Source organism: Caballeronia hypogeia (assembly GCF_001544875.2).
GTDB classification, from domain to species: Bacteria; Pseudomonadota; Gammaproteobacteria; order Burkholderiales; family Burkholderiaceae; genus Caballeronia; species Caballeronia hypogeia.
Window position 1 is genome coordinate 394,927 of record NZ_FCOA02000001.1, and the last position, 26,251, is coordinate 421,177.

General features: G+C 63.1%; 27 protein-coding genes, 1 pseudogene and 1 riboswitch. Of the genes and pseudogenes, 18 read left to right on the top strand and 10 right to left on the bottom strand.

Going from position 1 to position 26,251, the window contains the following annotated elements:
- Positions 1–85: 85 nt before the first annotated feature.
- Together flhC and flhD are read right to left on the bottom strand one after the other, a co-directional pair.
- Positions 86–661: a flagellar transcriptional regulator FlhC gene (flhC, locus tag AWB79_RS01820; protein WP_061165648.1), complete on the bottom strand. Its 576-nt coding sequence runs from the start codon at positions 659–661 to the stop codon at positions 86–88.
- A 15-nt stretch (positions 662–676) separates the two neighbouring features.
- Complete coding sequence (flhD, locus tag AWB79_RS01825; protein WP_061165649.1) at positions 677–1,000, bottom strand: flagellar transcriptional regulator FlhD; 324 nt, start codon at positions 998–1,000, stop codon at positions 677–679.
- 652 nt (positions 1,001–1,652) lie between these two features.
- On the opposite strand from flhD, the gene AWB79_RS01830 reads away from it, so the two are divergent.
- The 3 genes from AWB79_RS01830 (at position 1,653) to AWB79_RS01840 (ending at position 4,319) form a co-directional block, all read left to right on the top strand.
- The gene (locus AWB79_RS01830) at positions 1,653–2,717 is read left to right on the top strand and encodes a glycosyltransferase family 4 protein (RefSeq protein WP_061165650.1); all 1,065 of its coding nucleotides are present in this window, start codon (positions 1,653–1,655) and stop codon (positions 2,715–2,717) included.
- 269 nt (positions 2,718–2,986) lie between these two features.
- Positions 2,987–3,685, top strand: coding sequence for an aquaporin Z (aqpZ, locus tag AWB79_RS01835; protein ID WP_061165651.1), 699 nt, complete (start codon positions 2,987–2,989; stop codon positions 3,683–3,685).
- Positions 3,686–4,019: 334 nt separating this feature from the next.
- Entirely contained in the window at positions 4,020–4,319 is a 300-nt protein-coding gene (locus AWB79_RS01840; RefSeq protein ID WP_061165652.1) for a hypothetical protein, read from the top strand.
- Positions 4,320–4,367: 48 nt separating this feature from the next.
- On the opposite strand, the gene AWB79_RS01845 is transcribed toward AWB79_RS01840, so the two are convergent.
- The gene (locus tag AWB79_RS01845) at positions 4,368–5,204 is read right to left on the bottom strand and encodes a Cof-type HAD-IIB family hydrolase (protein ID WP_061165653.1); all 837 of its coding nucleotides are present in this window, start codon (positions 5,202–5,204) and stop codon (positions 4,368–4,370) included.
- Positions 5,205–5,249: 45 nt separating this feature from the next.
- Positions 5,250–6,167, bottom strand: coding sequence for a glucosamine kinase nucleotide-binding domain-containing protein (locus AWB79_RS01850; protein WP_061165654.1), 918 nt, complete (start codon positions 6,165–6,167; stop codon positions 5,250–5,252).
- Positions 6,168–6,305: 138 nt separating this feature from the next.
- Here AWB79_RS01850 and AWB79_RS01855 point away from each other — a divergent pair, with 138 nt between their 5' ends.
- From AWB79_RS01855 to AWB79_RS01865, 3 genes are all read left to right on the top strand, one after another.
- The gene (locus AWB79_RS01855; protein ID WP_061165655.1) at positions 6,306–6,911 is read left to right on the top strand and encodes a DNA-3-methyladenine glycosylase I; all 606 of its coding nucleotides are present in this window, start codon (positions 6,306–6,308) and stop codon (positions 6,909–6,911) included.
- Between the two features lie 467 nt (positions 6,912–7,378).
- The gene (locus AWB79_RS01860; protein WP_061165935.1) at positions 7,379–7,804 is read left to right on the top strand and encodes a hypothetical protein; all 426 of its coding nucleotides are present in this window, start codon (positions 7,379–7,381) and stop codon (positions 7,802–7,804) included.
- 16 nt (positions 7,805–7,820) lie between these two features.
- Positions 7,821–8,198, top strand: coding sequence for a hypothetical protein (locus tag AWB79_RS01865; RefSeq protein WP_232470784.1), 378 nt, complete (start codon positions 7,821–7,823; stop codon positions 8,196–8,198).
- A 111-nt stretch (positions 8,199–8,309) separates the two neighbouring features.
- On the opposite strand, the gene rpsU is transcribed toward AWB79_RS01865, so the two are convergent.
- Positions 8,310–8,522, bottom strand: coding sequence for a 30S ribosomal protein S21 (gene rpsU / locus AWB79_RS01870; protein ID WP_008351904.1), 213 nt, complete (start codon positions 8,520–8,522; stop codon positions 8,310–8,312).
- Positions 8,523–8,883: 361 nt separating this feature from the next.
- Positions 8,884–9,834 carry an aldo/keto reductase gene (locus AWB79_RS01875; protein ID WP_061165657.1) on the bottom strand — a complete coding sequence of 317 codons (951 nt, stop codon included), beginning with the start codon at positions 9,832–9,834 and terminating at the stop codon, positions 8,884–8,886.
- 244 nt (positions 9,835–10,078) lie between these two features.
- On the opposite strand from AWB79_RS01875, the pseudogene AWB79_RS40890 reads away from it, so the two are divergent.
- The 4 genes and pseudogenes from AWB79_RS40890 to fliT form a co-directional block, all read left to right on the top strand.
- Positions 10,079–10,939: pseudogene (locus tag AWB79_RS40890) on the top strand (flagellin N-terminal helical domain-containing protein); the annotation flags it as partial.
- 108 nt (positions 10,940–11,047) lie between these two features.
- The gene (locus AWB79_RS40895) at positions 11,048–11,920 is read left to right on the top strand and encodes a flagellin (RefSeq protein ID WP_374728519.1); all 873 of its coding nucleotides are present in this window, start codon (positions 11,048–11,050) and stop codon (positions 11,918–11,920) included.
- Positions 11,921–12,094: 174 nt separating this feature from the next.
- A complete protein-coding gene (gene fliD, locus AWB79_RS01885) occupies positions 12,095–13,627 on the top strand; it encodes a flagellar filament capping protein FliD (RefSeq protein ID WP_061165659.1) in 1,533 nt (510 codons plus the stop codon).
- 12 nt (positions 13,628–13,639) lie between these two features.
- A complete protein-coding gene (fliT, locus tag AWB79_RS01890; protein WP_061165660.1) occupies positions 13,640–13,939 on the top strand; it encodes a flagellar protein FliT in 300 nt (99 codons plus the stop codon).
- A gap of 122 nt (positions 13,940–14,061) precedes the next feature.
- Here fliT and AWB79_RS01895 read toward each other — a convergent pair whose 3' ends face one another.
- Positions 14,062–15,072, bottom strand: a complete 1,011-nt coding sequence (locus AWB79_RS01895) for a sodium:calcium antiporter (RefSeq protein ID WP_061165661.1) — start codon at positions 15,070–15,072, stop codon at positions 14,062–14,064.
- An 88-nt stretch (positions 15,073–15,160) separates the two neighbouring features.
- A riboswitch (yybP-ykoY riboswitch) is annotated at positions 15,161–15,340 on the bottom strand.
- A 193-nt stretch (positions 15,341–15,533) separates the two neighbouring features.
- Between AWB79_RS01895 and AWB79_RS01900 the strand changes: the two genes are divergently transcribed.
- The gene (locus AWB79_RS01900; protein ID WP_061165936.1) at positions 15,534–17,129 is read left to right on the top strand and encodes an ABC transporter substrate-binding protein; all 1,596 of its coding nucleotides are present in this window, start codon (positions 15,534–15,536) and stop codon (positions 17,127–17,129) included.
- A gap of 8 nt (positions 17,130–17,137) precedes the next feature.
- Here AWB79_RS01900 and AWB79_RS01905 read toward each other — a convergent pair whose 3' ends face one another.
- Positions 17,138–18,211, bottom strand: a complete 1,074-nt coding sequence (locus AWB79_RS01905) for an MBL fold metallo-hydrolase (RefSeq protein WP_061165662.1) — start codon at positions 18,209–18,211, stop codon at positions 17,138–17,140.
- A gap of 104 nt (positions 18,212–18,315) precedes the next feature.
- Between AWB79_RS01905 and AWB79_RS01910 the strand changes: the two genes are divergently transcribed.
- Genes AWB79_RS01910 through AWB79_RS01925 form a run of 4 tightly spaced genes read left to right on the top strand, consistent with a single transcriptional unit; the run spans position 18,316 to position 22,576 of the window.
- A complete protein-coding gene (locus AWB79_RS01910; RefSeq protein WP_061165663.1) occupies positions 18,316–18,738 on the top strand; it encodes a MerR family transcriptional regulator in 423 nt (140 codons plus the stop codon).
- Between the two features lie 36 nt (positions 18,739–18,774).
- Complete coding sequence (aceK, locus tag AWB79_RS01915; RefSeq protein ID WP_061165664.1) at positions 18,775–20,577, top strand: bifunctional isocitrate dehydrogenase kinase/phosphatase; 1,803 nt, start codon at positions 18,775–18,777, stop codon at positions 20,575–20,577.
- Between the two features lie 30 nt (positions 20,578–20,607).
- Positions 20,608–21,390, top strand: coding sequence for a carbonate dehydratase (gene can / locus AWB79_RS01920; RefSeq protein WP_061165665.1), 783 nt, complete (start codon positions 20,608–20,610; stop codon positions 21,388–21,390).
- The gene (locus AWB79_RS01925) at positions 21,383–22,576 is read left to right on the top strand and encodes an acetyl-CoA C-acetyltransferase (protein ID WP_061165666.1); all 1,194 of its coding nucleotides are present in this window, start codon (positions 21,383–21,385) and stop codon (positions 22,574–22,576) included. The genes can and AWB79_RS01925 overlap by 8 nt, the downstream gene beginning before the upstream one ends.
- A 51-nt stretch (positions 22,577–22,627) precedes the next feature.
- Here AWB79_RS01925 and AWB79_RS01930 read toward each other — a convergent pair whose 3' ends face one another.
- Complete coding sequence (locus AWB79_RS01930) at positions 22,628–22,933, bottom strand: type II toxin-antitoxin system VapC family toxin (RefSeq protein WP_061165667.1); 306 nt, start codon at positions 22,931–22,933, stop codon at positions 22,628–22,630.
- Positions 22,934–23,021: 88 nt separating this feature from the next.
- The gene (gene ubiM / locus AWB79_RS01935; RefSeq protein WP_232470785.1) at positions 23,022–24,224 is read right to left on the bottom strand and encodes a 5-demethoxyubiquinol-8 5-hydroxylase UbiM; all 1,203 of its coding nucleotides are present in this window, start codon (positions 24,222–24,224) and stop codon (positions 23,022–23,024) included.
- A gap of 117 nt (positions 24,225–24,341) precedes the next feature.
- On the opposite strand from ubiM, the gene AWB79_RS01940 reads away from it, so the two are divergent.
- From AWB79_RS01940 to AWB79_RS01950, 3 genes are read left to right on the top strand one after another with little or no spacing between them, the layout of a single operon-like run.
- Positions 24,342–25,019: an SDR family oxidoreductase gene (locus tag AWB79_RS01940; RefSeq protein ID WP_061165668.1), complete on the top strand. Its 678-nt coding sequence runs from the start codon at positions 24,342–24,344 to the stop codon at positions 25,017–25,019.
- A 13-nt stretch (positions 25,020–25,032) separates the two neighbouring features.
- Positions 25,033–25,641, top strand: a complete 609-nt coding sequence (locus AWB79_RS01945; protein ID WP_061165938.1) for a glutathione S-transferase family protein — start codon at positions 25,033–25,035, stop codon at positions 25,639–25,641.
- Positions 25,638–26,057: a YchJ family protein gene (locus AWB79_RS01950; protein WP_061165669.1), complete on the top strand. Its 420-nt coding sequence runs from the start codon at positions 25,638–25,640 to the stop codon at positions 26,055–26,057. Before AWB79_RS01945 ends, AWB79_RS01950 begins: the two co-directional genes overlap by 4 nt.
- The last annotated feature ends 194 nt before the right edge of the window (positions 26,058–26,251 follow it).

A 26,251-nucleotide genomic window follows, 5' to 3' on the forward strand; every position in this document is an offset into this window, starting at 1 on the left:
TGACCGCGAGGGCGGCAAACGGTAAAACCCGCGTCGCGCCTGGGTTCGAGAGATGCCTGCTGCGGAGCCTGGCGAAGGTGCGACGTCAGGCCGCGATGGACGTGCTGCCCAGCGGCGCGCGATGCGGATCGGCCGCCTTGCGCGTCTTGCCCGCGCGCGACGGCGGCTGGCACAGCCCGCAGACATAGCCCGCGCGCAAGTCGTACGCATGCGCGACGAAACCTCCGCCGCAGCGCGTGCAGGTGTTGGTCTGGAGCATGCCGGATTCGAAATAGCGCACCAGCGTCCAGGCGCGCGTGAGCGACAGCACCGGCTCGTCGCCGTAGAGCGCGGCGTGCTCGAGATAGAGCCGGTAGCTCCTCACGATCGCCTGGATCGTGCTCTGCGCGCCCGCGCCGCCGCCGTGCCGCTCAATGAAGCGGTAGATGCCGTGAAACAGCGACGAATGAATGTTCGGCTGCCACGTCATGAACCAGTCGGTCGAAAACGGCAGCATGCCCTTGGGCGGCGAGGCGCCCTTGAGCTCCTTGTAGAGCTTGATCAGGCGATCGCGCGACAGACTCGTCTCCGCCTCCAGCAATTGCAGGCGCGCGCCGAGCTCGATCAGCTCGATCGCCAGAGTGATCTCGCGGACTTCCGCGACCACGCTTTTCGTCGCCATCGGACCGCAGCGCGCTCAGCCGATCTGCGTGACGGGGGCGTCCGCCAGCAATATGGCGGCATGGGCGTGCGCGAGCGCCGCGCTCCTGTCCTTGTCGGCGAGTGAAGAAAGGATCGTGTGATCGTCGAAACGGAAACCGCACAGCAGATGGCTCGACGACGCCACCTTCACCGCCTGCGCGAGCGTCAGCGACGACAAGACCTGCGCGACCTGCTCGGAAACTCCGAGACGGTACATCGCCGAGACACGGTCTTCATTCAAAAGCCGCTGTGCGAGGAGCAAGTACGACAGGTTCACCTCGCGGATTTCCGCGAGCGTACTTGGATTGCTGGCCGTCATCTTTTTCCCCGAATCGATACATGGCTGGTCAAGCCCGGCGGGAACGTTTGCTCGGATCGCGGCAGACATGGCGAAACCGGCCCCGCGCGTGTTTTCTGGTGTCGATCCGATTGTCCACGAAGCGCGCGGGCGCGCCTGTCGGACAAAGCATCCGACACCGCGACGGAGTTTCGCGAAGTTTTATGTAGGAATATTTCTTACACGGGGCCGTGCAAGGAAATGAAGGCGGCAGATTCAGGTTATCGGCAACTATTTGTCTGACTTAATGGTTTCGAGGCCGCATTTTAAGGCGCTGAATCCGTGAACACGCGTCCGGCCGTGCGCGGGCGTCCGGGAACATTCCGTGCTGACAAGTGCCTCGCGGCCTCACCCACACTTCACATTCGTCCACGTCGGCGATATCGGTGCAATTTCTGACTTCGTAACAGCAGTTGTTTCGCGCTGTAACAACGATAAGCGATTGAAAAATGACGTGAAATGCCGCTCTCGATCCCGATAATGAGCATTAAGGGATAACCCGGTCGCGATGTTTTTCATCTCCGGGCCGATCTCGGGCGGCGTCCAACCTACGCGCGGCCCGCCCGAATGGCATGTGTTGAGCGCTCGACCGGAGTGTGACTGCAATGCCTCTAATGAAAAGGAGAGTCACGTTATGCGAATCGCACAAATTGCACCGTTGCACGAAGCAGTTCCTCCGAAGTTTTACGGCGGCACTGAGCGAGTGGTGTCGTATCTGACCGACGCGCTCGTCGATCTGGGTCACGACGTCACTCTGTTCGCCAGCGGCGATTCGCAAACGAAGGCGAACCTCGAAGCCGTGTGGCCGCGCGCGCTGCGACTGGATCCGACGGTCCGCGACGCCCTCGCGCCGCACATGCTGCTGCTCGAAACCGTCCGCCAGCGCGCCCACGAGTTCGACGTACTGCACTTCCACCTCGACTACATGCCGTTCCCGCTGTTCACGCAGATGGACACGCCGTTCGTGACGACCCTGCATGGCCGTCTCGACCTGCCTGAACTGCAGCCGATCTTCAACACGTTCACGAAGGCGAACGTGATCTCGATCTCGGACAACCAGCGCGGCCCGCTGCCGCAGGCGAACTGGCTGAACACGGTCTATCACGGCCTGCCGGACCAGTTGCTCGCGCCGCAGCCGCACAAGAAGCCGGAATACCTCGCCTTTCTCGGCCGTATCTGCCCGGAAAAGCGCGCGGACCTCGCCATCAAGATCGCGGCGCAAAGCGGCCTGCCGCTGAAGATCGCGGCCAAGGTGGACAAGGTCGACCAGGAATACTTCAAGTCGACGATCGAGCCGCTGCTTTCCCAGGCGCATGTGGAATTCATCGGCGAGATCAACGAGGCGCAGAAGCCGGAATTCCTCTCGGGCGCGAAGGCACTGCTCTTCCCGATCGACTGGAACGAGCCGTTCGGCCTGGTGATGATCGAGGCGATGGCGTGCGGCACGCCGGTGATCGCGTTCAATCGCGGCTCGGTGCCGGAAGTGATCGATCAAGGCGTCACGGGCTTCATCTGCGAGGACGTACAGGGCGCGGTGGGCGCGCTGCAACGTCTGGATGAACTGAATCGCGCGGAGATTCGCGCGCAGTTCGAGCGCCGCTTCAGCGCGCGGACCATGGCTTCGAACTACGTCGAAAGCTATACCGCAATGCTGCAGGCCGCCAAGCGCCCGGTTCTGCGTCAGGTTGCCGTTGGGTAATGGACTGATCGCCGACTGATTCGCGATTGTTCAGCAAGATGAAATGCCGCCCTGAATTGGGCGGCTTTTTTTTCGTCCGCGCGCCGAACGCGTCGGCTCTCGATAAGGAAGAATCCGAAGTTTCTGCCCGATGCCGGTGAATTGACCGCTGATCGACCATTTTTGACAGTTTTTGAAATTGGTCGCGCTTACACTGCGCTCCGCAAGCGCTTTTGTGGCGTTCTTGTTTCAAATCAACGGTTTTTCATTATTTTCACGAAGGCAGAATCATGCATTTGTCGAAGCGTCTCGGCGCTGAAATCTTCGGTACTTTTTGGCTCGTGCTGGGCGGCTGCGGAAGCGCCGTGCTCGCAGCGGCATTCCCTGAACTCGGCATCGGATTCGCCGGCGTCTCGCTGGCATTCGGTCTCACCGTGCTGACGATGGCTTACGCCATCGGGCACGTGTCCGGCTGCCACCTCAATCCGGCCGTGAGCATCGGACTCGCGACCGCTGGCCGCTTCCCGGTGCGCGACCTCGTGCCGTATATCGTCGCCCAGGTGTTCGGCGCCACGCTCGGCGCGCTGGTGATCTACCTGATCGCGACTGGCAATCCGAACTTCGATTTCGCCACGAGCGCGTTCGCCGCGAACGGCTTCGGCGAGCACTCGCCGGGTCATTTCTCGATGACCGCCGCTCTGGTGGCCGAAGTCGCGATGACGTTCTTCTTCCTGTTCGTGATCCTGGGCGCCACCGACGACCGCGCGCCGAAGGGCTTCGCGCCGCTGGCCATCGGTCTGTGCCTGACGCTCATCCATCTGATCAGCATTCCGGTCACCAACACGTCGGTGAACCCGGCGCGCTCGACGAGCCAGGCGTTCTTCGTCGGCGGCTGGGCGCTCGACCAGCTCTGGTTGTTCTGGATTGCCCCGATTGTCGGCGCAATCCTCGCGGGTCTGCTGTATCCGTGCCTCACGCGTCAAAAGTAAGCGACGACGCGTAGCACAATGCTGCAAACGAAAACGGGCGCCTCGGGCGCCCGTTTTTGCTTTTGCACGCCATTGGAATGATTAACGCCGCGCGACAAATGTAATGCGGAATTACGAAGCATGCTTATGATTTGCCGCGACGCGTTATCGGCTACAGCTGGGCTCTCCTCGAAAGCCTTGCCACATAGGGCTCTGCCGAATCGAACGTCACGCGGCTGCGCGATTTTCGCGCTTACGCCGCCCTTGCACACCGTAACAAGTCATCGAAGCATGTAAGACGGCCGGCGCTTACATTGGACTCATGCGACACACGTCGCCTTCCAGGAGAAACACCATGAAGCGCATCGTCACCCATATGCTCGTCGCGACCGGTCTTGCCATTGGCGCGGTCGGCGCAGCCCAGGCTCACAGCGATCTGCACATCGGCGTCTCGCTCGGCGCACCGGCGTATGTGGCGCCGGCTCCCGTGTACGTACGCCCGGCCGCACCGGCGTATCGCGCGCCGTACTACCGCCACGAAGAGCCGCGCTGGCACGGCGACTACGGTCACGACAACGGTCGCTGGAACCGCACAGGCTGGGATCACGGCGGCTACGGCAACAGTTATGGCAACAACTGGGGCCGTCGTGGGTAATCGAAACCGGGCCGCTGAAACATGCCGGCGGCCCCTCGCGGCAGACGCTCAGTCGGGCGTCTGCCCCGGCGATGCGAGTTCGTCGCGAATTTCGAACAACTTGCGCAGTTGATGCGCAACACCCGCCTCGAAGTTATTGCCCACACGCGGCACGTTTGGCAGACGCTTGATGAGATCGGGGTTGGCGTTGTTCATCATGAACGGATGACCGGCGGTTTCCAGAAGGTCGATATCGTTCATGTTGTCGCCGAAAGCGACGCACTGCGCCGTTTCGAGGTTCAGCCGCTCCAGCACGAAGCGCAGCGCCCGGCCCTTCGATACATCCGAAGTCATCACTTCCAGACAGTCTGGCAACGAATAGGTCACGTAGAGCGCGTCGCCGAATTCACGTTCGAGATTCGCCGCGGTTTTCTTCAGATCCGCCGGCTCGCCGATATACAGCACCTTTGCGATGTTCTGACCGTCATGCTCGCGCAGATCCATCACCTCGTACTTGAAGCCCGAATCCTGGTGGAAAACCAGCAGTTCGGGCGCGTGACGGTCGATGAGCCACGCGTCGTCGGCGAACAGATTGACGATGACGCGGCTGTCGCCCACAAGATCCGGCTGCACGAGGCGGCGCACGGCGGCGGGATCGAGGTCGCGCGAATAAATGCGTTCGTCGCCCGGCGCATGCACGCGCGCGCCGTTCGACGTGATCAGGTATGCATCCACGCCGAGCAGATCGCGGATGCCAGCGACGTCGCAATAATGCCGGCCCGTCGCGATGATGATGGGCACGCCGCGCGCGGCCAGCGTGCGCACGGTTTCGGCGGTGAAGGGATCGAGCTGGTGGTCGCTATTGAGGAGCGTACCGTCGAGATCAGTGGCGATGACCGAGTACATGACTGCCTTTGTGGTTGCTTTCGCGGTGCCGCGGAGGTCGGTATTTTATCGCGCCGCGCCGTGACGAGCCTCCGAAGCGGACACGGCGCGCTGTGCAAGGCGCAGCGCGCCCGCCGCGGAATCGGCGAGCGGCGCCCGCAGTCGCTCGCGCAAGGCAGGCGGCACGAACGGCACGTAAGGTTCGGCCAGCCCACCGCACAGCGCTACAGGCAATGTCCCCGCCACGTCGAGCGGCGCGATCAGCCTGCCTATTTCCCGCCCTGCATCTTCGAGAAGCCGAGCGGCGTCCGGATGATCGCGGAACTCGAACACCGTGGGCGCGAGCGTGGCGTAGGCGGTCTGGTTCGCGGCGCACAGCCAGACGACCAGACTGTCGCGATCCGCCGCGCCCGTGCGAACGAGCAATGCGCGCGACCAGTCGTCATGCGCAGCGCGGCCGTCGAGCACGCGCTGGAGATGTACCACGGCGCGCAAGCCGAGCCACGCGCCGCTCGCTTCGTCCCCGCTCGGAAAGCCGTAGCCGCCGGCAATACGGCACACGCCCGCGTCGTCCAGCGAAGCCGCGATGCTGCCCGTGCCGAGCGCGACGATCACGCCCGCCTCGCCGCCATGCGCGCCGAGAACGGTGGTGTAAGCATCGCTTTCGACGCTGAGCGCGTGGACGCCCGGCGCAGCGGCGAGAAAGGCGGCGAGCCAGTCGGCGTTGTTCACGCCGGCGAGCCCGCAGCCGAGCGCGCAAGCGCGCCAGTCGAACGGCAGCGCGGCGGCAGCGAACGCGCGCAGGCACGCCTCGCCGATCGATTGCCACGCGCGCTCCACGCCGAGTCCCAGCCCGGAAGGGCCGGCGACCGCTCGCGCAAGCTCCACGCCCTGCGCGTTCGCGAGGATCACGCGCGTGCCGCTTCCGCCGCCGTCGACGCCGAGCAGATAGCCATTGAATATGGAGGTCGGATAGGTATTCATGGGCGCAAGCTTACCGGCGTCGGCAGCGCGCGCCAATTAGCCGGACGGCATACGCCAAAACGACATAGGCCGATCGGCCGAGTGGCGCGGCGCGGTCATTCCGCTATGCTGACCCGATTCGAATCATCAGGAGTCGCAATGGCAGACACCGATCACACCCGCTGTGCCTGGGCCACGACGGAGGCAATGATCGCTTACCACGACGGCGAATGGGGCGTGCCCTCGCACGACGATCAGCATCTTTTCGAAATGCTGGTGCTGGAGGGCGCGCAGGCGGGCCTGTCCTGGTCGACGATCCTCAACAAGCGCGAAGGCTATCGCGCGCTGTTCGCGGACTTCGACATCGACCGCGTGGCGCGCTTTACCGAGAAGGATATCGAGCGGATCGTGCTGGACGCGCGCATCGTACGCAACCGGGCGAAGATCGCGTCCGCGGTGCTCAATGCGCGCGCCGTGAAGCAGATCCAGCAGGAGCACGGCTCGTTCGCGGAGTTCGTCTGGTCGTTCGTCGACGGCAAGACGATCGACACGCCGCGCGATGCGAAGAATCCCACACCCGCCTCCACCCCGGAATCCGACGCGCTCAGCAAAGCGCTCAAAAAATACGGCTGCAAGTTCGTCGGCACGACCATTTGCTATGCATTCATGCAGGCGACCGGCATGGTCAACGATCATGCGGCCGGCTGCCTGTCGCGAGGAAAAGCTAAGACGAAACGGAAAATTGCGACCAGATCCGCGCATTAAGATATTTCTTCAGCGAAATTTTTTTGCTTTTTGGCAACGTTTCTGAGCCGAAAACGTAACGCCTAGGGAAACTCCCTATGGCTGCAAGTTTTTTTGCAGTGAAGCACGCGCAAATCCGCGAATTGAAAGGGTTTTGGACGGGTTTTCCGCACTGCACGAACGTGCGCTCCGTGTAAAAATGGCGTCCTCGCGTGTGCTAGCGCACCTTTTTACCGGCCCGAACCGTTATAACTGACGGTGTATGGATCGTTCACTGTGTGTAGAAATCCGACGCGAGCACTCAAGGGCGCTCTGAGAGCTCAACGCCCAAGCCGGGAAAACCGTCGTGCTCGAATCAGTGTCCGGGCGGCGTTGCGTTCATCAGGTTGCGCCCTATTTGCAACGACGCCGCCGCTCCGGTGCAGCAGGTGCAGGTTCTCGAATATCCAAACGCATGGCCGCTGCGCAGGGGCGCAGGGGAGAAGATCATGAAAAGCTTGAACTTCCTGACCCATCAGGAGATTTTCAACAGCGCAGTAGAGCATCTTTTCGTGCAGGGGCAAGCGGCCCTGCTGCCGCGCGGTGGCGGCGCCTACCGCGGATATTGCGGCGGCTGCCCCGTCGGACGCTTCATAAAGCCGCGCGATTACGTCACCGCCATGGAAGGCGTGCCCATCCGCTATATCGCCCGGACGCCGGGGGAAATTCCGGCGTACATGGACGTGGGCGTCGCCGCGCTCAAACGCGCCCTGCTGCGCGCGCGCATCAACGTCTTCGATCCCAATACCGTCGAACTGCTTTCCTGCCTGCAGAACGTTCATGACGTTTTCGGCAAGTGGGAATGGCGCGAACGTCTCACGTCGATCGCGCGTCAGTTCGGCTTGTCCGCCGAGCTTCTTAAAACGGCTGCTTGATAGTGCAGGTGCAGTGATGTTGAGCCCTATTACGATGTTGACCGCGAAGGACATTTTCGAGCGCGTGAGCACGCATTTGCTCACGCAACTCGCGGTGTCGGAAGACGACAACGGCTCGTGCCGGCTCCGCAGCCCGGAAGGCCGCAAGTGCGCGATCGGCTCGCTCGTGCGCGACGATCTGTACGAGCCGGCGCTGGAAGGCGTCGGCATTTCGTACTACCGGCATGCGCAGGACGGCAAGCTCCTGCGGGCGCTGTATGCATCGAACGTGAATGCCTACGATCCGAACATCATCGATCTGCTGCTCGAACTGGAGCAGGTCCACGACGACGCCGATGTCGAAGAGTGGCCGCATCTGCTCGCGGCGCTCGGCAAGCGTCACGAGTTTGTCTGAAACGCTCGACTCCCAGGCCATAAAGCGAAAACGGCGGTGCGCCCTCACGGGTCGCACCGCCGTTTTGCCATGCGCGCCAGGATTCGAAGAATCTCGCGCGCACGAGACGCTTTAGTGCATCTTCTTCGGCAGCATCTGGCTGCGCAGACGCTTGCGCAGACGCGCGACAGCGGCGGCCTTCTTGCGCTTGCGCTCGGTGGTCGGCTTTTCGTACGACTGGCGCTCGCGCAGCTCGGCGATCAGGCCATTGCGCTCGATGGTGCGGCGGAAACGCCGAATTGCGACATCGAACGGCTCATTTTCTTTAAGGACGATGGTGGTCATGTAAATCCTGGTTTGCTAAACGTATTTCTAAGCGCGCGACGACGATGAAACCCGCCGCGCCCCGGCACTCCGATCGTCCGCCGGACATGAAATGACATGGCGGACACGAGCAAAGCGGCCACGGAGGCCGGAAAAGAGAGAGTTGGGATTCAACCGCCTGAGCGGCTTGCGCCTTCGGAAGAACTACGGAAGAACTACCTGAACGCGTATTTCAGAGCCGTTCGCTGCTGGTTTTTGACTTTGTCATTCTCAGCGGCGAAGGCAGGAAATCGGGCACATTTCTCGATTCGGGCGCGATGTTACCAGAACACCGCGCCGCTGCCAACACCTTCGAAACGTCCAACTCATTGATGCAACGGATTTATTTTTGCCACGCGCTGGCTTCGTCGAGGAGTTTCACGTCATCTTCGGCTAGCGCGAGGCGTGTCGCGGCGGCGAGGCTTTCGAGTTGCGCGACCGAGGTCGCGCTCGCGATCGGCGCGGTCACGCTCGGCCGCGCGATCATCCAGGCGAGCGCGACCGTCGCGGGCGTCGTGCTATTGCGTTTGGCGACTTCGTCGAGAGCATCGAGAATTTTCAGGCCACGCGGGTTCAGATACTTTTCGACGCGCGAGCCGCGCGCCTTGTGCTGGGTGTCCGCCTTCGAGCGGTACTTGCCCGACAGGAAGCCGCTCGCCAGACCGTAGTACGGCGCCACCGCGATCTCGTGCCGTTGCGCGACGAGTTCGAGGTCGGTCTCGTAGCCTTCGCGATCGTAGAGGTTGTACTCCGGCTGCAGTATCTGATAGGCCGGCAAGCCCGAATCCTTCGCGATCTTCAGCGCCTCTTCGACGCGCGCGCCCGTGTAGTTCGACGCGCCGATCACCCTCACCTTCCCCGTCTGAATGAGCTTCTGATACGCGCCGAGCGTTTCGTCGAGCGGCGTCTGCTCGTCGTCGTGATGCGAGAAATAGACGTCGATGTAATCGGTCTTGAGACGCCGCAAGGAGTCGTCGACGGCCGCAGCGATGTTCGCCGCCGTGAGACCTGGCCGTGTGCTCAGCTTGCCCACTTTCGTCGCGAGCACGACCTTGTGGCGCTTGCCGCTGTCCCTGAACCACTTGCCGATGATCGTCTCCGATTCGCCGCCCTGGTGCCCGTCGACCCAGGCGGAATACACGTCGGCGGTGTCGATGAAATCGAGGCCGTGATCGACGAACGCGTCGAGGATCGAGAACGACGTGCGCTCGTCGGCGGTCCAGCCGAACACGTTGCCGCCGAAGACGAGCGGCGCGACTTTTAGCTCCGATGTGCCGATATTGCGTGTCTGCATGTGTGCTCCGGATGCTCGAAAGAGGGATCGAAAAGCATACGCGCGAAACGCGAGCCTTGCCGGAGGCGGCTTTGCAGGCTTGCGAAGCGATTCGTTACACAAATCGTTTGCGCGGGTCTTAAGTTTTTTTCCACGGTCCCGATAACCACAAGTAGGCGGCCGGCTATCACCGAGCGCAGGACCGCCAGGCAACTCACTCGGTGCCATTAGCCAAAGCCAGATACAGTCTCCCAGGAGAGAACAAATGATCGGTATCAATAGCAACATCAACTCGCTGGTTGCCCAGCAGAACCTCAACAGCACGCAAAGCGCGCTGTCGTCGGCCATCACCCGCCTGTCGTCGGGCAAGCGCATCAACAGCGCTGCTGACGATGCTGCTGGCCAAGCAATCGCGTCGCGCATGACGTCGCAGATCAACGGTTTGAACCAGGGCGTGTCGAACGCCAACGACGGCGTGTCGATGACCCAAACGGCGTCGTCGGGTCTGTCGCAGATCTCGGATAACCTGCAGCGTATCCGCCAGCTCGCCGTGCAGGCATCGAGCGGCTCGCTGTCGTCGAGCGACCAGGCTTCGCTGCAGAAGGAAGTGACGCAGCGTATCGCTGAAGTGAACCGTATCGCTTCGCAGACGACGTACAACGGCACGAACGTGCTCGACGGCTCGGCTGGCACGGTTTCGTTCCAGGTTGGCGCGAACGTCGGTCAGACGATCGGCATCGATCTGAGCAACGGCGTTTCGGCTGCACAACTCGGTGGCGGTCTGCCGCAGAAGGGCGCGACGATCGGCACGCTGTCGGGCCTGAGCCTGACGAGCGCCGGCGACGCGACGACCGGCTCGGCGAAGGCAGCCATCACGCAAATCAACGTGCTGGCTGACGGCAACGGCGGTTTCTCGTTCACCGACCAGAACAACCAGGCGATCAGCTCGTCGGTTACGAGCAAGCTGTTCTCGGGCACGACGACCGGCACGGCAGGTTCGAAGACGGCGCTGACGCTGACGGCCAATACGTCGGGCGCGTTGTATGGTGCTTCGCAAGCCCAGACGGACGCGATCGCTTCCATCAAGGCAGCCAACGTCACCACGACGACCGGCGCAACGGCAGCGACGTACCACGACGCTACGCAGATCGGCAGCACGATCACGTTCGGCGCAGCGCTGAACCCGACGCTCAGCGGCGCGGGTACGGGCACGGGCGACGTAACCGGCATCAAGGTGTTCGGCGACACCAATGGTGGCTTCACGTTCAAGGGCGTCACCGCAGGCGGCGATGTCGACCTCGACCCGACCTCCGTTGCCAACCTCTTCACCACGACGACTGATCCGACGACTCACGTCGCAACCCTGACTGCCGTCGCCTCCGCCGCCACCGGCGACGGTCCTGACGTTGCTGGATCGCTGGACGTCAGCGCCATCAACTCGGGCAATACGTACACGGCGGGAAGCGCCGGCACGACCAGCGGTCCGAGCGGCAAGCTCGGCAACGTGTCGGTCAACCTGACGGCAACGGGCGCTCTCTCGACCGGTTCGGCCACGCCGGCGTACACCTCGGTCAACGTCTACGGCGATGGCTCGGGCGGCTACACGTTCAAGGGCGTGAAAGCAGACGGTACGGAAGACACGACGACCGATATTTCGGCCGCATTGACCGGCACGGGCGGCGTGTTCGACACGACCAGCGGCGGCTTCAAGGGCAAGGGCGCACTCGTAGCGAACACCAACTCGGCCGGATCCGCTGACGGCGTCGCACAAGCCAACGCGCAAAACCAGCCCCCGAAGGTCTCCGACATCGATCTGACGAAGGCCAACGGTGCGAACCTGGCGATCGAATCGATCGACAACGCGCTGGATTCGGTCAACTCGATCCAGGCTGACCTCGGCGCCGCACAGAACCGTTTCTCGTCGATCGCTTCGACGCAGACGGCTCAGTCGACCAACCTGTCGTCCGCTCAGTCGCAAATCACCGACGCGAACTTCGCGCAGGAAACCGCGAACCTGTCGAAGGCTCAAGTGCTGCAACAAGCTGGTATCTCGGTGCTGGCTCAAGCGAACTCGATGCCCCAGCAAGTTCTGAAGCTCCTCGGCTAAGCATCGACGCCTGAGCTGTAACCGGCGCGCATCGGTCAGTACAATGCGCGCCGGACGTAACAAAGCATCAAAGCAGTCAGCGCCCAGGGAGCTCGTCTCCCTAGGCGCGTTTTCGGGAGATGACGACTCCCGCCCAATTTCACACGATCGCGCAGCAACACGACCGGAGTACACATGACCACCGTAGCGACGACATCGTCTTCCACTGTCGATCCGACGAGCGCCGTACAACAGGCAGCACAGTCGATCATCAGCGGTTCCACGAACTCGACGATGGACGTGAACTCGCTCGTCACCGCGATCGTCAACGCGAAGGTCGCGGGACAAACCGACGCGCTCAACAACAAGAAGACCGCCGACAACACGCAGTTGACGGCGGTCGGCACGCTCAAGTCCGTGCTGTCGCTACTGCAAAGCTCGCTCACGAACCTCTCAAACGGCAAAACGCTCGGTTCGTTCACGGCCACCGCCGACGGCAAGGGCCTCACCGGCTCCACCGACACCGACGCGGTCGCGGGCAGTTACGCGGTCAAGGTGACGAACATCGCGTCCGCGCAGTCGATCACCTCGGGCATCTTCTCGACCACCGACGCGCTCGGCACCGGCTCGATCACCGTCGGCATCGGCAACAACAAGAGCACGATCAAGCTCGACGGCACCAACAACACGCTCGCGGGCATCGCATCGGCGATCAACTCGGCGTCCGACAATCCCGGCATCTCGGCGACCATCGTCAACGGCGCGGACGGCGCGCACCTCGTGCTGCGCTCCACGTCGACGGGTCTCGGCAACAACATCAACGTCACCGTCCAGGCCGACGACAAAGACTCCGCGATCAACAACCTCGCGGTGTCGTCGGGCACCACGACGACCGATCCGGCGCCCACCGCCGACGACCCGAACGCGACCGTCACCGTTCCCGAGCACACGACCATCAGCAGCACGAGCGGCTGGACGCAGTCGAGCGCCGGCGTCGACTCGCACCTCACGGTCGCGGGCACGGCGGTCACAAGTTCGAGCAACACCATCAAGGAAGCGATCTCCGGCGTGACGATGAACCTCACGGCGGACTCGGTCGGCACGACGCAGACGCTCACGATCGGCGCGGACGTCACCGGCCAGAAGACGGCCATCGATGCGTTCGTCACGGCGTACAACAACTTCATCACGACAGCGGCATCGCTCACGTCGTACGACTCGACGGCAAGCTCGCAAGGCGCGCTGCTCGGCGACTCGATGATGAACACGATCAAGAACACGATCTCGAGCACGATCAGCAAGGGCATCGGCTCGGGCGCGAACAAGGTGAACCTGGCGTCGATCGGCATCACGCTGCAGCCGGACGGCACGCTCTCGACCGACGAAGACGCACTCACCGACGCGCTCACCAACAAGAGCAGCACGGTCGCGTCGCTGTTCAACACGACGGACGGCGTCGCGGCGCAGTTGAACAACAGCCTGACCGCGTTCCTGCAGACGGGCGGCATCATCGACACGCGCACGACTGCGCTCAACGACGATCTGACGAGCATCGGCGACCAGCAGACGCAGCTCACCGCGTACACCGCTCAGCTGACGACTGCGTACAACGCGCAGTTCACCGCGCTGAACTCGCTGATGTCGTCGATGCAGACACAGTCGAGCTATCTGACGGCGCTGTTCGGCGGCACCAACAGCGCGGGCGCGATGGCGACGAACAAGACGTAAGGATGACGGACCATGGAACAACGTGAACTGATTCAAAACGCCTGGGCTTTGACCGAGGCGATCGAGGAAGCGGCGGGCAAGGACGACTGGGCGCGCGCCGCCGAGCTGACCGAAGCGCGGGCGCCGCTCGTGATGGCGTTGCAGGCGGAACAGCCGGCCGACGCGCTCGCAATGATTCGCAAGATTCAGGCAAGCATGGATGCGGTCGCGACCCGCGCGAAGGATGCGCAGGCGGCGCTCGCGGCGGTGTATCGCCGGTCGATGGACGGCGCGAAGGCCGTCAGCCGATATCATCAGGCGGCGCGCTTCTAAAGTTTTTTCTGCTCGCGCCGATAACAAGTTCAAGAACAACAAGAACAACGCGCCGATTCGGTCGGCGCGCTGCTTCGCCCTCGATGCCCGCTTCGGCGGGCATTTTTATTTGCCGCGCCGGTTCATCGTCCCAGCGTCAGCGTCAGATACAGCGCATACAAGACGCCATTGCCCAGCAGCGCCCACAGCACGACGCCGTTCGGCTTCGCGTTGAGCCTGAGCCATGCCGCCGCCGCCAGCGTGATCAGCACGCCGGTCAGCACTTCCACGCGCGGCTCCCAGGGAGTCAGCATGATGCCGATAGCTGGCAGCAGCGTGCCTTGAAACACCATCGCACCGGTGATGTTCCCGAACGCGAGCGTGTCCTTCCCTCTGCGCGCCCACATGATGCTGTTCACCTTTTCCGGCAACTCGGTCGCGATCGGAATGATGATGAGCGACAGCAGCAGCGCCGAAATCCCGAGCACGTGCGACACGCCCTCGACGCCGTGAATGAAGCCTTTCGCACCACCCACCAGCAGCACGATGCCGACGAGAAACTGCAGCATGATCGAGCCGAGTGAAGTCTTCAGTCCGAGCTTCGATGCGAACAACGCCTCGGGCGCCTCGGTCCCATGCCCGCCCTCGACGAGACTGGCCGAAGCCTTGAACGTCGAAATCACATAAACGACATACAGCGCGACGAGTCCCGCGGCGAACATCGCCCGCACCGGCCACGCGTGATGCGGCACGAACATCGCTCCGCAGGCGATCAGGAACGCGAAAAGGAAGAAATTAAGATCGCGCGTGAAACCGCTGCGCTCCGGCACGATCCGACCGCGCAAGCCGCGCGACTTGAGAATCGCGAATGTCATCAGGCAGGTGGACAGCGTCGCGAGCATCAGCGGTGCGCCGAGAATCGCGCCGACGCCGATCTCCTCGTTGACCGCGCGGCTGGGCGTGCCGCCTAAGAGCGCGATGATCGGCACCGTCGTTTCGGGCAAGGCCGTGCCGACCGCCGCGAACAGCGATCCGGTCACGCCTTCGGAAATGCCGAGGCGCTCACCGAGATGTTCGAGCGCGTTCGTGAATAGCTCGGAGGCGATCAGGATGATCCCGAGCATCAGCGCGAGTTCGAGGAAGAGCATCGTCATGCGACACCTCGCACGGACAAATGCGGCGGGCGCGCAAGCATGCGCGGAAGCAGGGGGTTTTGTTGTTGTGGGGACACGATGATTCCACGGCCGGACGTCAAGCGAACCACGATGCACCACGCGCCGTCCGGCCACGAACGACGAAGCGCATCGATGGTCTCGCCAAACCGGTCCGGTCGAACGCGCCACGGCAGCAGGGCCGAGGATGTTGACGCGTTCTCCTTCGCGCACGAAGGAAGGCTACTCCCCAAAGACGGCGCAAGTTTAGCCCGATGCGCCCCGTTTCGGCAAGCCGCGCGTGCCCGAAGCTCGTCCTAATCAGCGGCGCCGCGCATAAGCGTATGCGGATCGAATCGTTGTCGGCGGCGGGGGCATTCGCTATTCTGGCCGCGCCGGGCGCGTCGCTTGCTGCGCGCCCCCACGCTCATCCACGAACAATAATGAAGATCACGGGAGATCTCATGCGTCTGAAACTCCTCGCGGCAGCCACGGCAGCCGCCCTGCTCGCCGCGCCGATGCTCGCGATGTCCAAACCGCTCACCGTCTGCACCGAATCGAGCCCGGACGGCTTCGACGTCGTGCAGTTCAATTCGCTCGTGACGACCAACGCGTCCGCCGACGTCATCTTCAACACGCTCGTCTCGTACGACGAAGCCACGAAGAAAGTCGTGCCCTCGCTCGCGGAAAAGTGGGACGTCAGCGCCGATGGCCTCACGTACACCTTCCATCTGCGTCCGAACGTTCAGTTTCAGACGACGGATTATTTCAAGCCGACGCGCCCGCTCGACGCCGACGACGTCGTCTTCACGTTCTCGCGCATGCTCGACGACAGCAATCCGTGGCACAAGATCGCCGGGGCGAGCGGCTTTCCGCACGCGCAGTCGATGGGCCTCGTGAAGCTCATCAAGGCCATCACGAAAGTCGATGACCATACCGTGAAGTTCGAACTCAACGAGCCGAACGCGACCTTCGTGCCGATCCTCACGATGGGCTTCGCGTCGATCTATTCGTCGGAATACGCGGACAAGTTGCTGAAAGCGAACCAGCAGTTCGATCTGAACAGCAAGCCGATCGGCACCGGTCCGTTCGTGCTGAAGAGCTACACCAAGGATTCCGTGATCCGTTACGACGTGAATCCGTCGTACTGGGGCGCGAAGCCGAAGATCGACCGGCTGATCTACGCGATCACGCCCGACGCATCCGTGCGCGCGCAGAAGATCAAGGCGGGCGAATGCCAGATCGCGCTGTCGCCGAAACCGCAGGACGTCACCGACGCGAAGAAGGACAAGTCGCTCAAGGTGAGCGAAGCGCCCGCGTTCATGACGGCGTTTGTCGCGCTCAACACGCAGAAGAAGCCGCTCGACAACCCGAAGGTGCGTCAGGCGATCAACATGGCCTTCGACCGTACGACCTACATGAAGACCGTGTTCGACAACACCGGCACGCCCGCCGTGAATCCGTATCCGCCGAACACGTGGAGCTACGACAAGAACATCGCGGCGTACAAGTATTCATCGGCCGATGCGAAGAAGCTGCTCGCCGACGCAGGCTTCCCGGACGGCTTCGAGACGACGATCTGGGTACGTCCGAACGGCAGCGTGCTGAATCCGAATCCGAAGACAGGCGCCGAGTTGCTGCAGGCCGACCTCGCGAAGATCGGCGTGAAGGCGCAGGTGAAAGTGATCGAATGGGGCGAGCTCATCAAGCAGGCCAAGCAAGGCCAGCACGACATGCTGTTCATGGGCTGGGCCGGCGACAACGGCGATCCGGACAATTACATGTCGCCGCTCTTCAGCTGCAATGCGGTGAAGTCGGGGATCAACTTCGCGCGTTACTGCGACCCGCAGCTCGACAAGCTCATCGCCGACGGCAAGGCCACGCCCGATGTCGCGAAGCGCACGCAGGCGTATGTCGGCGCGCAGAAGATCATCCACGATCAGGCGCTGTGGATTCCGCTCGTCTACCCGACGGCCGCCGCGCTCACGCGCGCGAACGTCAGCGGTTATAGCGTGAGTCCGTTCGGGCGCGTGAATTTCGGCGGGGTTTCGCTGCAGTAATCGTAGCTTCAGGCCGGCGAGAAACGGATCACACCGTCCTCGCCGGTTTTGCGTTTCAGCGCGCCTTCCAGCCACAGCAAATTCAGATGGGCGAGCGCTTCGCCGAGCGCGAATGTCATCTGATGAATGTCGAGCTTGCGCTTGAACATGATCGGCACGATGTCGGCGGCGCTGCACGCTTGCTGCGCGCACGCCTCGCGCACTTCCGCCAGCCGCGCGCGATGATGTTCGCGCAGTTGCCCGATGCGCGTCTTCACGCCGCGGAAAGGCTTGCCGTGCGACGGCAGCGCCAGCGTGTCGTCGGGCATGGCCTCGTAGCGCGCGAGCGACTCCAGATAGAGCGCGAGCGGATTGCCTTCCGGCTCGATCGCGAACACCGATACGTTCGTCGAAATGCGCGGCAACACCATGTCGCCGGAGATCAGCAGCTTGTCCGATGCGCTGAACAGCGCGCTGTGCTCCGGCGAATGGCCGTAGCCCGTCACCACTTGCCAGTCACGCGCACCGATTCTGATGACGTCGCCGTTGCGGATGCGGCGGTATTCGTGCGGAATCGACGGCACGAGCGTCGGATAGTAGCTGTCGCGCTTGCGCAGTGCGTCGAGCGAGGCTTCGTCCGTCAGGCCGTGCGCCGCGAAATGCGCCGCTGCCCGTTCGCCACCGGCGTTGGAGCCGTCGCCGGCGCCCATCACGCGGCCCATCGCGTATTCGCTGAGCGACATCCACAGCCGCACGTTCCAGCGCTGCCTGTCGCCGCCCTTGCAGATCCAGTCGGCGAGGCCCAGATGGTCCGGATGGCAATGCGTGACGATCACGCGCAGCACCGGAAGGCCGTCGAGCACGGTGTCGAAAATGCGCTCCCAGTTCGCGCGGATCGCCTCGTTCGAAATGCCGCAATCGACCACCGTCCAGCCGTGCATGCCGTCGATTTCGTCCCGCAGCAGCCAGAGATTGATGTGATCGAGCGCGAACGGCAACGGCATGCGCAGCCAGAACACGCCCGGCGCCACTTCCCTGACGCCGCCCGATTCGGGCAGGGCGTCGCCGAAAACATAGTCGAGCTGGTGTTCGAGTGCGTTCATGCGTTGTCTGCCTCCGGGTTTGCGCCGCGTTGCAATTTGGCGAAGTTGACGATAACGTAAACGTCCATTCTAACGTTGCGCGCGCATTTGCGCTGCCGCCCGCGATGACTCAAGCCACGCACTACACGATCACCGAACTGGCGCGCGAGTTCGACATCACGCCGCGCGCCATCCGCTTCTACGAAGACCAGGGCCTGCTCGCGCCGAAACGCGAGGGTTCGAACGGCCTGCGGCGCGTGTATTCGTCGCGCGATCGCACGCGGCTGAAGCTCACCTTGCGCGGCAAGCGCCTCGGTTTCACGCTGTCGGAAATCCGCACGTTGCTCGATCTGTATGACTCACCCACCGGCTCCGCGACGCAGCTCCAGGCTTTCGTCGACACCATCGCCGCGCATCGCGACGTGCTCGAACGTCAGCTCGACGACCTGAACACGACACTCGCCGAACTCGCCGCCTATGAAGAGCAAGGGCGCGCACTGCTCGCGGCGGGCATCGAAAAGCGCTCACGCAAGCCGAAAGCCGCGTAATTCTCCGCCGACGCACGAAGCGCCAGGGCCGACGACATGAATCACTTCCCCAAGCTGCTCTCGTCGCAAATCGGCTTCGATGTCGCGAAGACGATGCTCGAAGGTTTCGATCGCCATTACCGCGTGTTCCGCGAAGCCGCGATCAAGGCGAAGGATCTGTTCGAGCGAGGCGAGTGGCTCGCCATGCAGCAGCTCGCGCGCGACCGCATCGCGTCATATGACGATCGCGTGGCGGAGTGCGTCGCGCTGCTGGAGGACGAATACGACGCCGAGAACATCGACGACGACGTCTGGCAGCAGATCAAGCTGCACTACATCGGCTTGCTGACGACGCACCGGCAGCCGGAATGCGCCGAGACCTTCTTCAACTCGGTGTGCTGCAAGATTCTGCATCGCTCGTACTTCAACAACGATTTCATCTTCGTGCGGCCGGCCATTTCGACGGAGTACATCGAAAACGACGAGCCCGCCGCGAAGCCCACGTATCGCGCGTATTACCCGGAGAAGGACGGCCTCGCCGCAACGCTCGAACGCATCGTGACGAACTTTCAGCTTTCGCCGCCGTTCGAGGATCTGCGGCGCGACGTGCAGTGCGTGATGCAGTCGCTGCGCGATGCCTTCGGCGATCTCACGCCCGCGCCGAACTTTCAGATTCACGTGCTTTCGTCGCTGTTCTTTCGCAACAAGGCGGCGTATATCGTCGGGCGGATCATCAATGGCGACGCGCTGCTGCCGTTCGCCATCGCGATTCGCCACACCAAGCCGCGCCTGCTCGCGCTCGACACCGTGCTGCTTTCGCGCGAGCAGGTGCTCATCATCTTCAGCTTCTCGCACTCGTATTTTCTGGTCGATATGGAAGTGCCGTCCGCGTACGTGCAGTTCCTGTGCACCATCATGCCGCGCAAGCCGAAGGCGGAGATCTACACATCGGTCGGATTGCAGAAGCAGGGCAAGAACGATTTCTATCGGGATCTGCTGCACCATCTGTCGCATTCGAGCGATCAGTTCATCATCGCGCCCGGCATCAAGGGGCTGGTGATGATCGTCTTCACGCTGCCTTCGTTCCCGTACGTCTTCAAGCTCATCAAGGACGCGTTTCCGCCGCCGAAGGAAACCACGCGCCAGAAGATCCAGGACAAGTACCTGCTCGTGAAGCGCCACGATCGCTTAGGCCGCATGGCCGACACGCTCGAATATTCGAGCGTCGCGCTGCCCGTCTCGCGTCTCGACCATACGCTGGTGCGCGAGCTGGAGAAGGAAGCGCCTTCGATGATCGAATACGAAGGCGACAATCTCGTCATCCGGCATGTGTATATCGAGCGACGCATGGTGCCGCTCAATCTCTATCTGCACAACGGCAGCGACGAAGAAATCGACCACGGCATCAAAGAGTATGGCAATGCGATCAAACAGTTGATCCAGGCCAACATCTTTCCCGGCGACATGCTGTACAAGAACTTCGGCGTGACGCGGCATGGCCGCGTGGTGTTCTACGACTACGACGAGATCGAATATCTGACCGACTGCAACGTGCGCCGCGTGCCGCCGCCGCGCAACGAGGAAGACGAGATGTCGGGCGAGCCGTGGTATACCGTCGGCCCGCACGACATCTTTCCCGAAACGTACGGCACCTTTTTGCTCGGCGATCCGCGCGTGCGCGCCGCGTTCATGCGCCATCACGCGGATTTCTTCGATCCCGCGCTCTGGCAGCATCACAAGGAACAACTGCTGCGCGGCGAGCTCGCCGATTTCTTTCCCTATGACCGGGAAGCCCGATTCTGCATCCGCTATCCGGAGCGCTTCGGGAAGCCCGGCGAACAGGACGCGCGCGCCGCCTGAAGGGCGCGCGTCCGGCTTTGACTATCGAACATGAACCACCAATCCGATAACCACGACGCATCGAATCCCCTCGCCCATCTGTTCGCGAACAACCAGAGCTGGGTCGAGCGCCAGCTCTCCGAAGACGCCGACTTCTTCAAGCGCCTCGCGGATCAGCAGGCGCCTGAATATCTGTGGATCGGCTGCTCGGATTCGCGCGTGCCCGCCAACCAGATCATCGGCTTGCCGCCGGGCGAGGTGTTCGTGCACAGAAACATCGCGAACGTGGTCGTGCACTCCGACCTCAACTGTCTGTCCGTGATCCAGTTCGCCGTCGACATGCTGAAGGTGAAGCACATCATGGTGGTCGGCCATTACGGCTGCTCGGGCGTGGGCGCGGCGCTCGTCGGACGGCGCGTCGGACTGGCGGACAACTGGCTGCGCCACGTCGAGGACGTGCGCGAGAAGCATGCCGCGCTGCTCGACGAATGGCCCGTGGGCAGCGCGCGCCACCGCCGTCTCGTTGAGCTGAACACGATCGAGCAGACCATCAACGTGTGCCGCACGACCATCGTCGGCGACGCGTGGGCGCGTGGGCAGGAGCTGACCGTGCATGGCTGGACCTACGGCGTGCACGACGGCCGACTGCGCAACATGGGCCTGATGATCGGCTCGCAGGAACAGATCGATCCGGTGTACCGGTCGTGCATCGCCGCGCTGAGCCGCAGCGGCGCGCAATCCGCGGAGAACGACGTGCTCGCGTCCGATGCGGCGCGTCTGGGCGACGTTCCCGAAATCATCAAAGGCGTCATCAAGGAGCTGAAACATGAGTGAGACACAAGCAGATCCGGTAGTCATCGTCTCGGCGGCGCGCACGCCGATGGCCGCGTTCCAGGGCGACTTCGCCGCGTTGACCGCGCCACAACTGGGCGCGGCGGCCATTGCCGCGGCGCGCGAGCGCGCGGGCCTCGCGCCCGAGCAGATCGAAGAAGTCATCATGGGCTGCGTGCTGCCCGCGGGGCAAGGCCAGGCGCCCGCTCGCCAGGCGGCGCTCGGCGCGGGTTTGCCGCTCGCCACCGGCTCCACGACGATCAACAAGATGTGCGGCTCCGGCATGCGCGCCGCGATGTTCGCGCACGACATGCTGCTCGCCGGTTCGGTGGATGTGATCGTCGCGGGCGGCATGGAAAGCATGACCAACGCGCCGTATCTGCTGCCGAAGGCGCGCGGCGGCATGCGCATGGGACACGGGCAGGTGCTCGACCACATGTTCCTCGACGGACTGGAGGACGCCTACGAGAAAGGCCGTCTGATGGGCGCGTTCGCGGAGCAGTGCGCGTCGTCGTATGCGTTCTCGCGCGAGTCGCAGGATGCGTTCGCGATCGAGTCGCTGCGGCGCGCGCAACGCGCCAATGAAGACGGCTCGTTCAAGTGGGAGATCGCGCCGGTGACGGTGCAGGGCCGCAAGGGCGATGTGCTCGTCGAGCGCGACGAGCAGCCGTTCAAGGCCAATATCGAAAAGATTCCGTCGCTCAGGCCGGCGTTCGCAAAGGACGGCACGGTGACGGCGGCGAATTCGTCCTCGATTTCGGATGGCGCGGCGGCGCTCGCGATGATGCGCGAATCGACTGCGAAGCGGCTGGGCGTCGCGCCGATCGCGCGGGTCGTCGGGCACAGCACGTTCGCGCAGCAGCCGGCGCTGTTCACGACGGCGCCCGTCGGCGCGATCCGCAAGCTCTTCGAGAAGAACGGCTGGCGCGCGAGCGATGTCGATCTGTATGAGATCAACGAGGCGTTCGCCGTCGTGACGATGGCCGCGATGCGCGAGCACGATCTGCCGCACGAGAAGGTGAACGTGAATGGCGGCGCGTGCGCGCTGGGGCATCCGATCGGAGCTTCGGGCGCGCGGATTCTGGTGACGCTGATTGGAGCGTTGAAGGCGCGTGGGTTGAAGCGCGGCGTGGCGAGTTTGTGTATTGGTGGTGGGGAGGCGACGGCGATGGGGGTGGAGATCGTTTAAGCGCCTCGGGCCGGTCCAGGGTGCTTCGACGCGCACCCGGCCGGCTTGGTTCTAATCGAATGGGCTGAGCATCTCCACGCCCGTTTGCTCGAAATCTCTCACGTTGCGCTTGACCACGGTCAGGCCATGATAGATGGCCGTCGCAGCGATGAGTCGGTCCACCGCCGGCTCAGGATGCCGGGCGCGAAGGGTTCCCCACAGTCCGCCTATCTCCTCGTCGACAGCCAGTATCTTTCCTTCGTACTGGCGCAATACGCCTCTCAACCACCGTTCGAGTGTTTGAGCCTGCGGCAGGTCGCCTCGGTGACGAAGCCGCTCGACGCCACGAAGAAGTTCCCCGACCGCGATTGCCGACAGATGAACGTTGCGAGTAGCGAGACTTTACTCCGATTCAATCAGCATCCCTACTCATCCAGACGATATAGGAATCTCCAGCATTCCCCCTTCACTGCCCCGCCAGCGACATCGCCACCGCGCGCTTGAACGGCGTCAATTTCTCGCCGATCCGCAGCATCGCATCGCGCGCGATCTGCGCCGGCAGCGAATCGCGCGTATAGACCTCAGTGATGAACCGTGTGATCAGATACAGCGGCCGCGTCGCGCGCCGATGTTGCGCTTCATAGCGTGAAAGCAACGCGTCGCCGGCAATATCGAGCGCAGCGGCTTGCGCAGCGGCGACCGCGCGAGAAAGCGCCTCGATTCCGACCAGCCCGAAATTGAACCCGTGCGCTGTCACCGGATGCATGCCTACGGCGGCGTCGCCGACCGTCGCGAACCGCGTCGCGACAAACCGCTTCGGATAAACCGCCACCAGCGGATAGACGTGCCGCGTCGAGCGCAGCGTCATCGCGCCGAGCCGCCGCTCGAAACGACGTTCGATCTCGCGATTGAACGCATCGGCTTCGAGCGCGTTCAGCCGCTCGATCTCGCGCGCCGTAAGCGTCACCACCACCGACGACCGATGCGCACCGCTCGCCGGATCAGGGTTCATCGGCAACAGCGCGAGCGTCTGCCGATGCCCGAACCACTCCCAAGCGGTGTGTTCGTGCGGCGCGTCGTGCGTCATGCAGCAGACCAGCATCGACTTGCCGAAATCGTGCATGCCGGCAGCGATGCCCATCATGCGCCGCGTCGCCGAAAAGCGGCTGTCCGCCGCGACGACCAGCCGCGCCGCGAGCGTCTGGCCGCTATCGAGGCGTACGCGTGCGCTGGCCGCATCGGTATCGACGTCGATCACGCGCGCCGACGCCATGACGCGAATGTCCGCGCCCGACGCACGCAAATGTTCCACCGACTCGAACGCTGCACGCCGGATCAGATGATTCGACACGAGCCAGCCGAGTTCGTCGTGCCCGGAAAGAGCATGCCCGATCTTCATCGCGAACGGGGACGAGCCGTTGAAAATGCGCGCATTGGCCAGCGGCGATTTCACGCGCGCGTCGATCCGCGCCCACACGCCGAGCGTCGTCAGGAACGCGACGGATTGCTGCGTCAGCGCGATTTCGCGCCCGTCGAATGCAGGATCGCGAAGCGCATCGTCGCTCTGCTGCTCGACAAGCACGATCGAAAGACCCGCGCCGCTCAATGCGTTCGCGAGACACAAACCCGCCGGCCCGGCGCCGACGATCACGACATCGCAATCCATCATCTTTCCGCTCTTACACAATCGAAAGGGCAGAACGATACTGGAAACTTCGGCGCGCAAGCAGCGACCGCGAGTCGCGCGCTATAGTCGCAAGGACGTCATCACAGGAAGCCATCGCCCATGAAAACCGTATTGATCATCGGCGCGTCGCGTGGCCTGGGCCACGAGTTCGCGCGTGAATATTGCCGCGACGGCTGGCGCGTGCTCGCCACCGCGCGCGACAAGGCGTCGCTCTCCGCGCTCGACGCGATGGGTGCGCAAACCTTCCCGCTCGATGTCACTCAGCCTGAACAGGTCGCCTCGCTCGCGTGGCAGCTCGACGAGGAACGGCTGGACCTGGCGATCATCGTGTCCGGCGTCTACGGCCCGCGCACGGAAGGCGTGGAAGCCATCGGCGCGGAAGATTTCGATCAGGTCATGCACACCAACGTGCGCGGCCCGATGCAGCTCATTCCCGTGCTGCTGCCGCTCACCGACGCCGCGCGCGGCGTGCTTGCGGTCGTGTCGAGCAAGATGGGCAGCATCGGCGAGGCGAGCGGCACGACCGGCTGGCTGTATCGCGCGAGCAAGGCGGCGCTCAATTCGGCGCTCAAGACGGCGTCGCTGGAATCGCGCCATACGGCGTGCATCGCGCTGCATCCGGGCTGGGTGCGCACGGAGATGGGCGGGGCCTCGGCGGCCATCGACGTCGCGCACAGCGTGTCGGGCATGCGCGCGGTCATCGCCGAGGCGGGCGCGATGCGCGATGAATTCAACGGCACCTTCGTGCAGTACGACGGCACGAAGATCGAATGGTGAACCAGGAGTGAATGTGACGTATCAAGTACACGGCGTGTCCCCGTCGGGCAACTGCTACAAGGTGCGCCTCGCGCTCGAGCAACTCGGCCTGCCTTACGTGTGGCATGAAGTCGACATGATGCACGGCGCGACCCGCACCGACGACTTCAAAAAGCTCAACCCGAACGGCAAGGTTCCGGTGCTCGTCATCGACGACAAGACCACGCTCACCGAATCCGACGCGATTCTCTGCTATCTCGCCGAAGGCACGCCGCTCATGCCCGCCGAGCGCCTCGAACGCGCGCAGGTGCTGCAGTGGATGTTCTTCGAGCAATACAGCCACGAGCCGCATATCGCGGTGGCGCGCTTCATCCTGCAATTTCAGAAGCGGACCGACGATCCGCGTCTGCCCGAAAAAATCGCGGGTTCGTATCGCGCGCTCGATGTGATGGAGCAACATCTCGCGACGCGCACGTTCTTCGTCGGCGAGCGCTATACGGTGGCGGATATCGCGCTCTACGCCTACACGCACGTCGCCGCCGAAGCGAACGTCGATCTCGCGCGCTATCCGGCGATCCGCGCGTGGCTCGATCGCGTGCGCGGCCAGCCGCGTCACGTCGAAATGCCGGGCGTCGATCAATGAAGCCGGTCGAATGTCCTTGTGGCGGCGCCGCGCCCGACCGGCGTCCGAACGCGCCCGCACCGCGCTATGAGGCGTGTTGCGGGCGTTTCATCGAAGGCGGCGAGGCCCCCATCAACGCAATGGAGCTGATGCGCTCGCGCTACACCGCCTACGTGCTCGGCGACACGGCCTATCTGCGCGCGACCTGGGCCGAATCGACCTGTCCGCCCGACCTCGACGCCTCTGACTCCGGCACGCGCTGGCTCGGTCTGCAGATCAAACGGCACACGCCCATCGACGGGAATCACGAGGAAGTGGAGTTCGTCGCGCGCTACAAAGTCGGGGGCCGCGCGCATCGTCTGCACGAGGCGAGCCGCTTCACGCGAAACCAGTCCGGAAACTGGATTTACGTCGATGGTCAGATCAAAGAAAAGTAAATATTCTTTTAACAAAAAAGCATTGTCCAGCGGTATTAATTTCCTAAGTTTTTCCTTTCAGATTAAACAGTTACGGGGTTGCACTTATTGTGCAGTGCAATTTTGAACGGTTAATCTCTGTACACGTCAGGGCGCTGTCATTCCCGTGCCCGGACACTCGCAGCGAAGCCCCGTTTTGAAGCCAATTGTCATGC

Coding starts and splice junctions, on each gene's coding strand:
- flhC (WP_061165648.1), bottom strand. CDS start 661: ATGGCGACGAAAAGCGTGGTCGCGGAAGTCCGCGAGATCACTCTGGCG.
- flhD (WP_061165649.1), bottom strand. CDS start 1,000: ATGACGGCCAGCAATCCAAGTACGCTCGCGGAAATCCGCGAGGTGAAC.
- AWB79_RS01830 (WP_061165650.1), top strand. CDS start 1,653: ATGCGAATCGCACAAATTGCACCGTTGCACGAAGCAGTTCCTCCGAAG.
- aqpZ (WP_061165651.1), top strand. CDS start 2,987: ATGCATTTGTCGAAGCGTCTCGGCGCTGAAATCTTCGGTACTTTTTGG.
- AWB79_RS01840 (WP_061165652.1), top strand. CDS start 4,020: ATGAAGCGCATCGTCACCCATATGCTCGTCGCGACCGGTCTTGCCATT.
- AWB79_RS01845 (WP_061165653.1), bottom strand. CDS start 5,204: ATGTACTCGGTCATCGCCACTGATCTCGACGGTACGCTCCTCAATAGC.
- AWB79_RS01850 (WP_061165654.1), bottom strand. CDS start 6,167: ATGAATACCTATCCGACCTCCATATTCAATGGCTATCTGCTCGGCGTC.
- AWB79_RS01855 (WP_061165655.1), top strand. CDS start 6,306: ATGGCAGACACCGATCACACCCGCTGTGCCTGGGCCACGACGGAGGCA.
- AWB79_RS01860 (WP_061165935.1), top strand. CDS start 7,379: ATGAAAAGCTTGAACTTCCTGACCCATCAGGAGATTTTCAACAGCGCA.
- AWB79_RS01865 (WP_232470784.1), top strand. CDS start 7,821: ATGTTGAGCCCTATTACGATGTTGACCGCGAAGGACATTTTCGAGCGC.
- rpsU (WP_008351904.1), bottom strand. CDS start 8,522: ATGACCACCATCGTCCTTAAAGAAAATGAGCCGTTCGATGTCGCAATT.
- AWB79_RS01875 (WP_061165657.1), bottom strand. CDS start 9,834: ATGCAGACACGCAATATCGGCACATCGGAGCTAAAAGTCGCGCCGCTC.
- fliD (WP_061165659.1), top strand. CDS start 12,095: ATGACCACCGTAGCGACGACATCGTCTTCCACTGTCGATCCGACGAGC.
- fliT (WP_061165660.1), top strand. CDS start 13,640: ATGGAACAACGTGAACTGATTCAAAACGCCTGGGCTTTGACCGAGGCG.
- AWB79_RS01895 (WP_061165661.1), bottom strand. CDS start 15,072: ATGACGATGCTCTTCCTCGAACTCGCGCTGATGCTCGGGATCATCCTG.
- AWB79_RS01900 (WP_061165936.1), top strand. CDS start 15,534: ATGCGTCTGAAACTCCTCGCGGCAGCCACGGCAGCCGCCCTGCTCGCC.
- AWB79_RS01905 (WP_061165662.1), bottom strand. CDS start 18,211: ATGAACGCACTCGAACACCAGCTCGACTATGTTTTCGGCGACGCCCTG.
- AWB79_RS01910 (WP_061165663.1), top strand. CDS start 18,316: ATGACTCAAGCCACGCACTACACGATCACCGAACTGGCGCGCGAGTTC.
- aceK (WP_061165664.1), top strand. CDS start 18,775: ATGAATCACTTCCCCAAGCTGCTCTCGTCGCAAATCGGCTTCGATGTC.
- can (WP_061165665.1), top strand. CDS start 20,608: ATGAACCACCAATCCGATAACCACGACGCATCGAATCCCCTCGCCCAT.
- AWB79_RS01925 (WP_061165666.1), top strand. CDS start 21,383: ATGAGTGAGACACAAGCAGATCCGGTAGTCATCGTCTCGGCGGCGCGC.
- ubiM (WP_232470785.1), bottom strand. CDS start 24,224: ATGATGGATTGCGATGTCGTGATCGTCGGCGCCGGGCCGGCGGGTTTG.
- AWB79_RS01940 (WP_061165668.1), top strand. CDS start 24,342: ATGAAAACCGTATTGATCATCGGCGCGTCGCGTGGCCTGGGCCACGAG.
- AWB79_RS01950 (WP_061165669.1), top strand. CDS start 25,638: ATGAAGCCGGTCGAATGTCCTTGTGGCGGCGCCGCGCCCGACCGGCGT.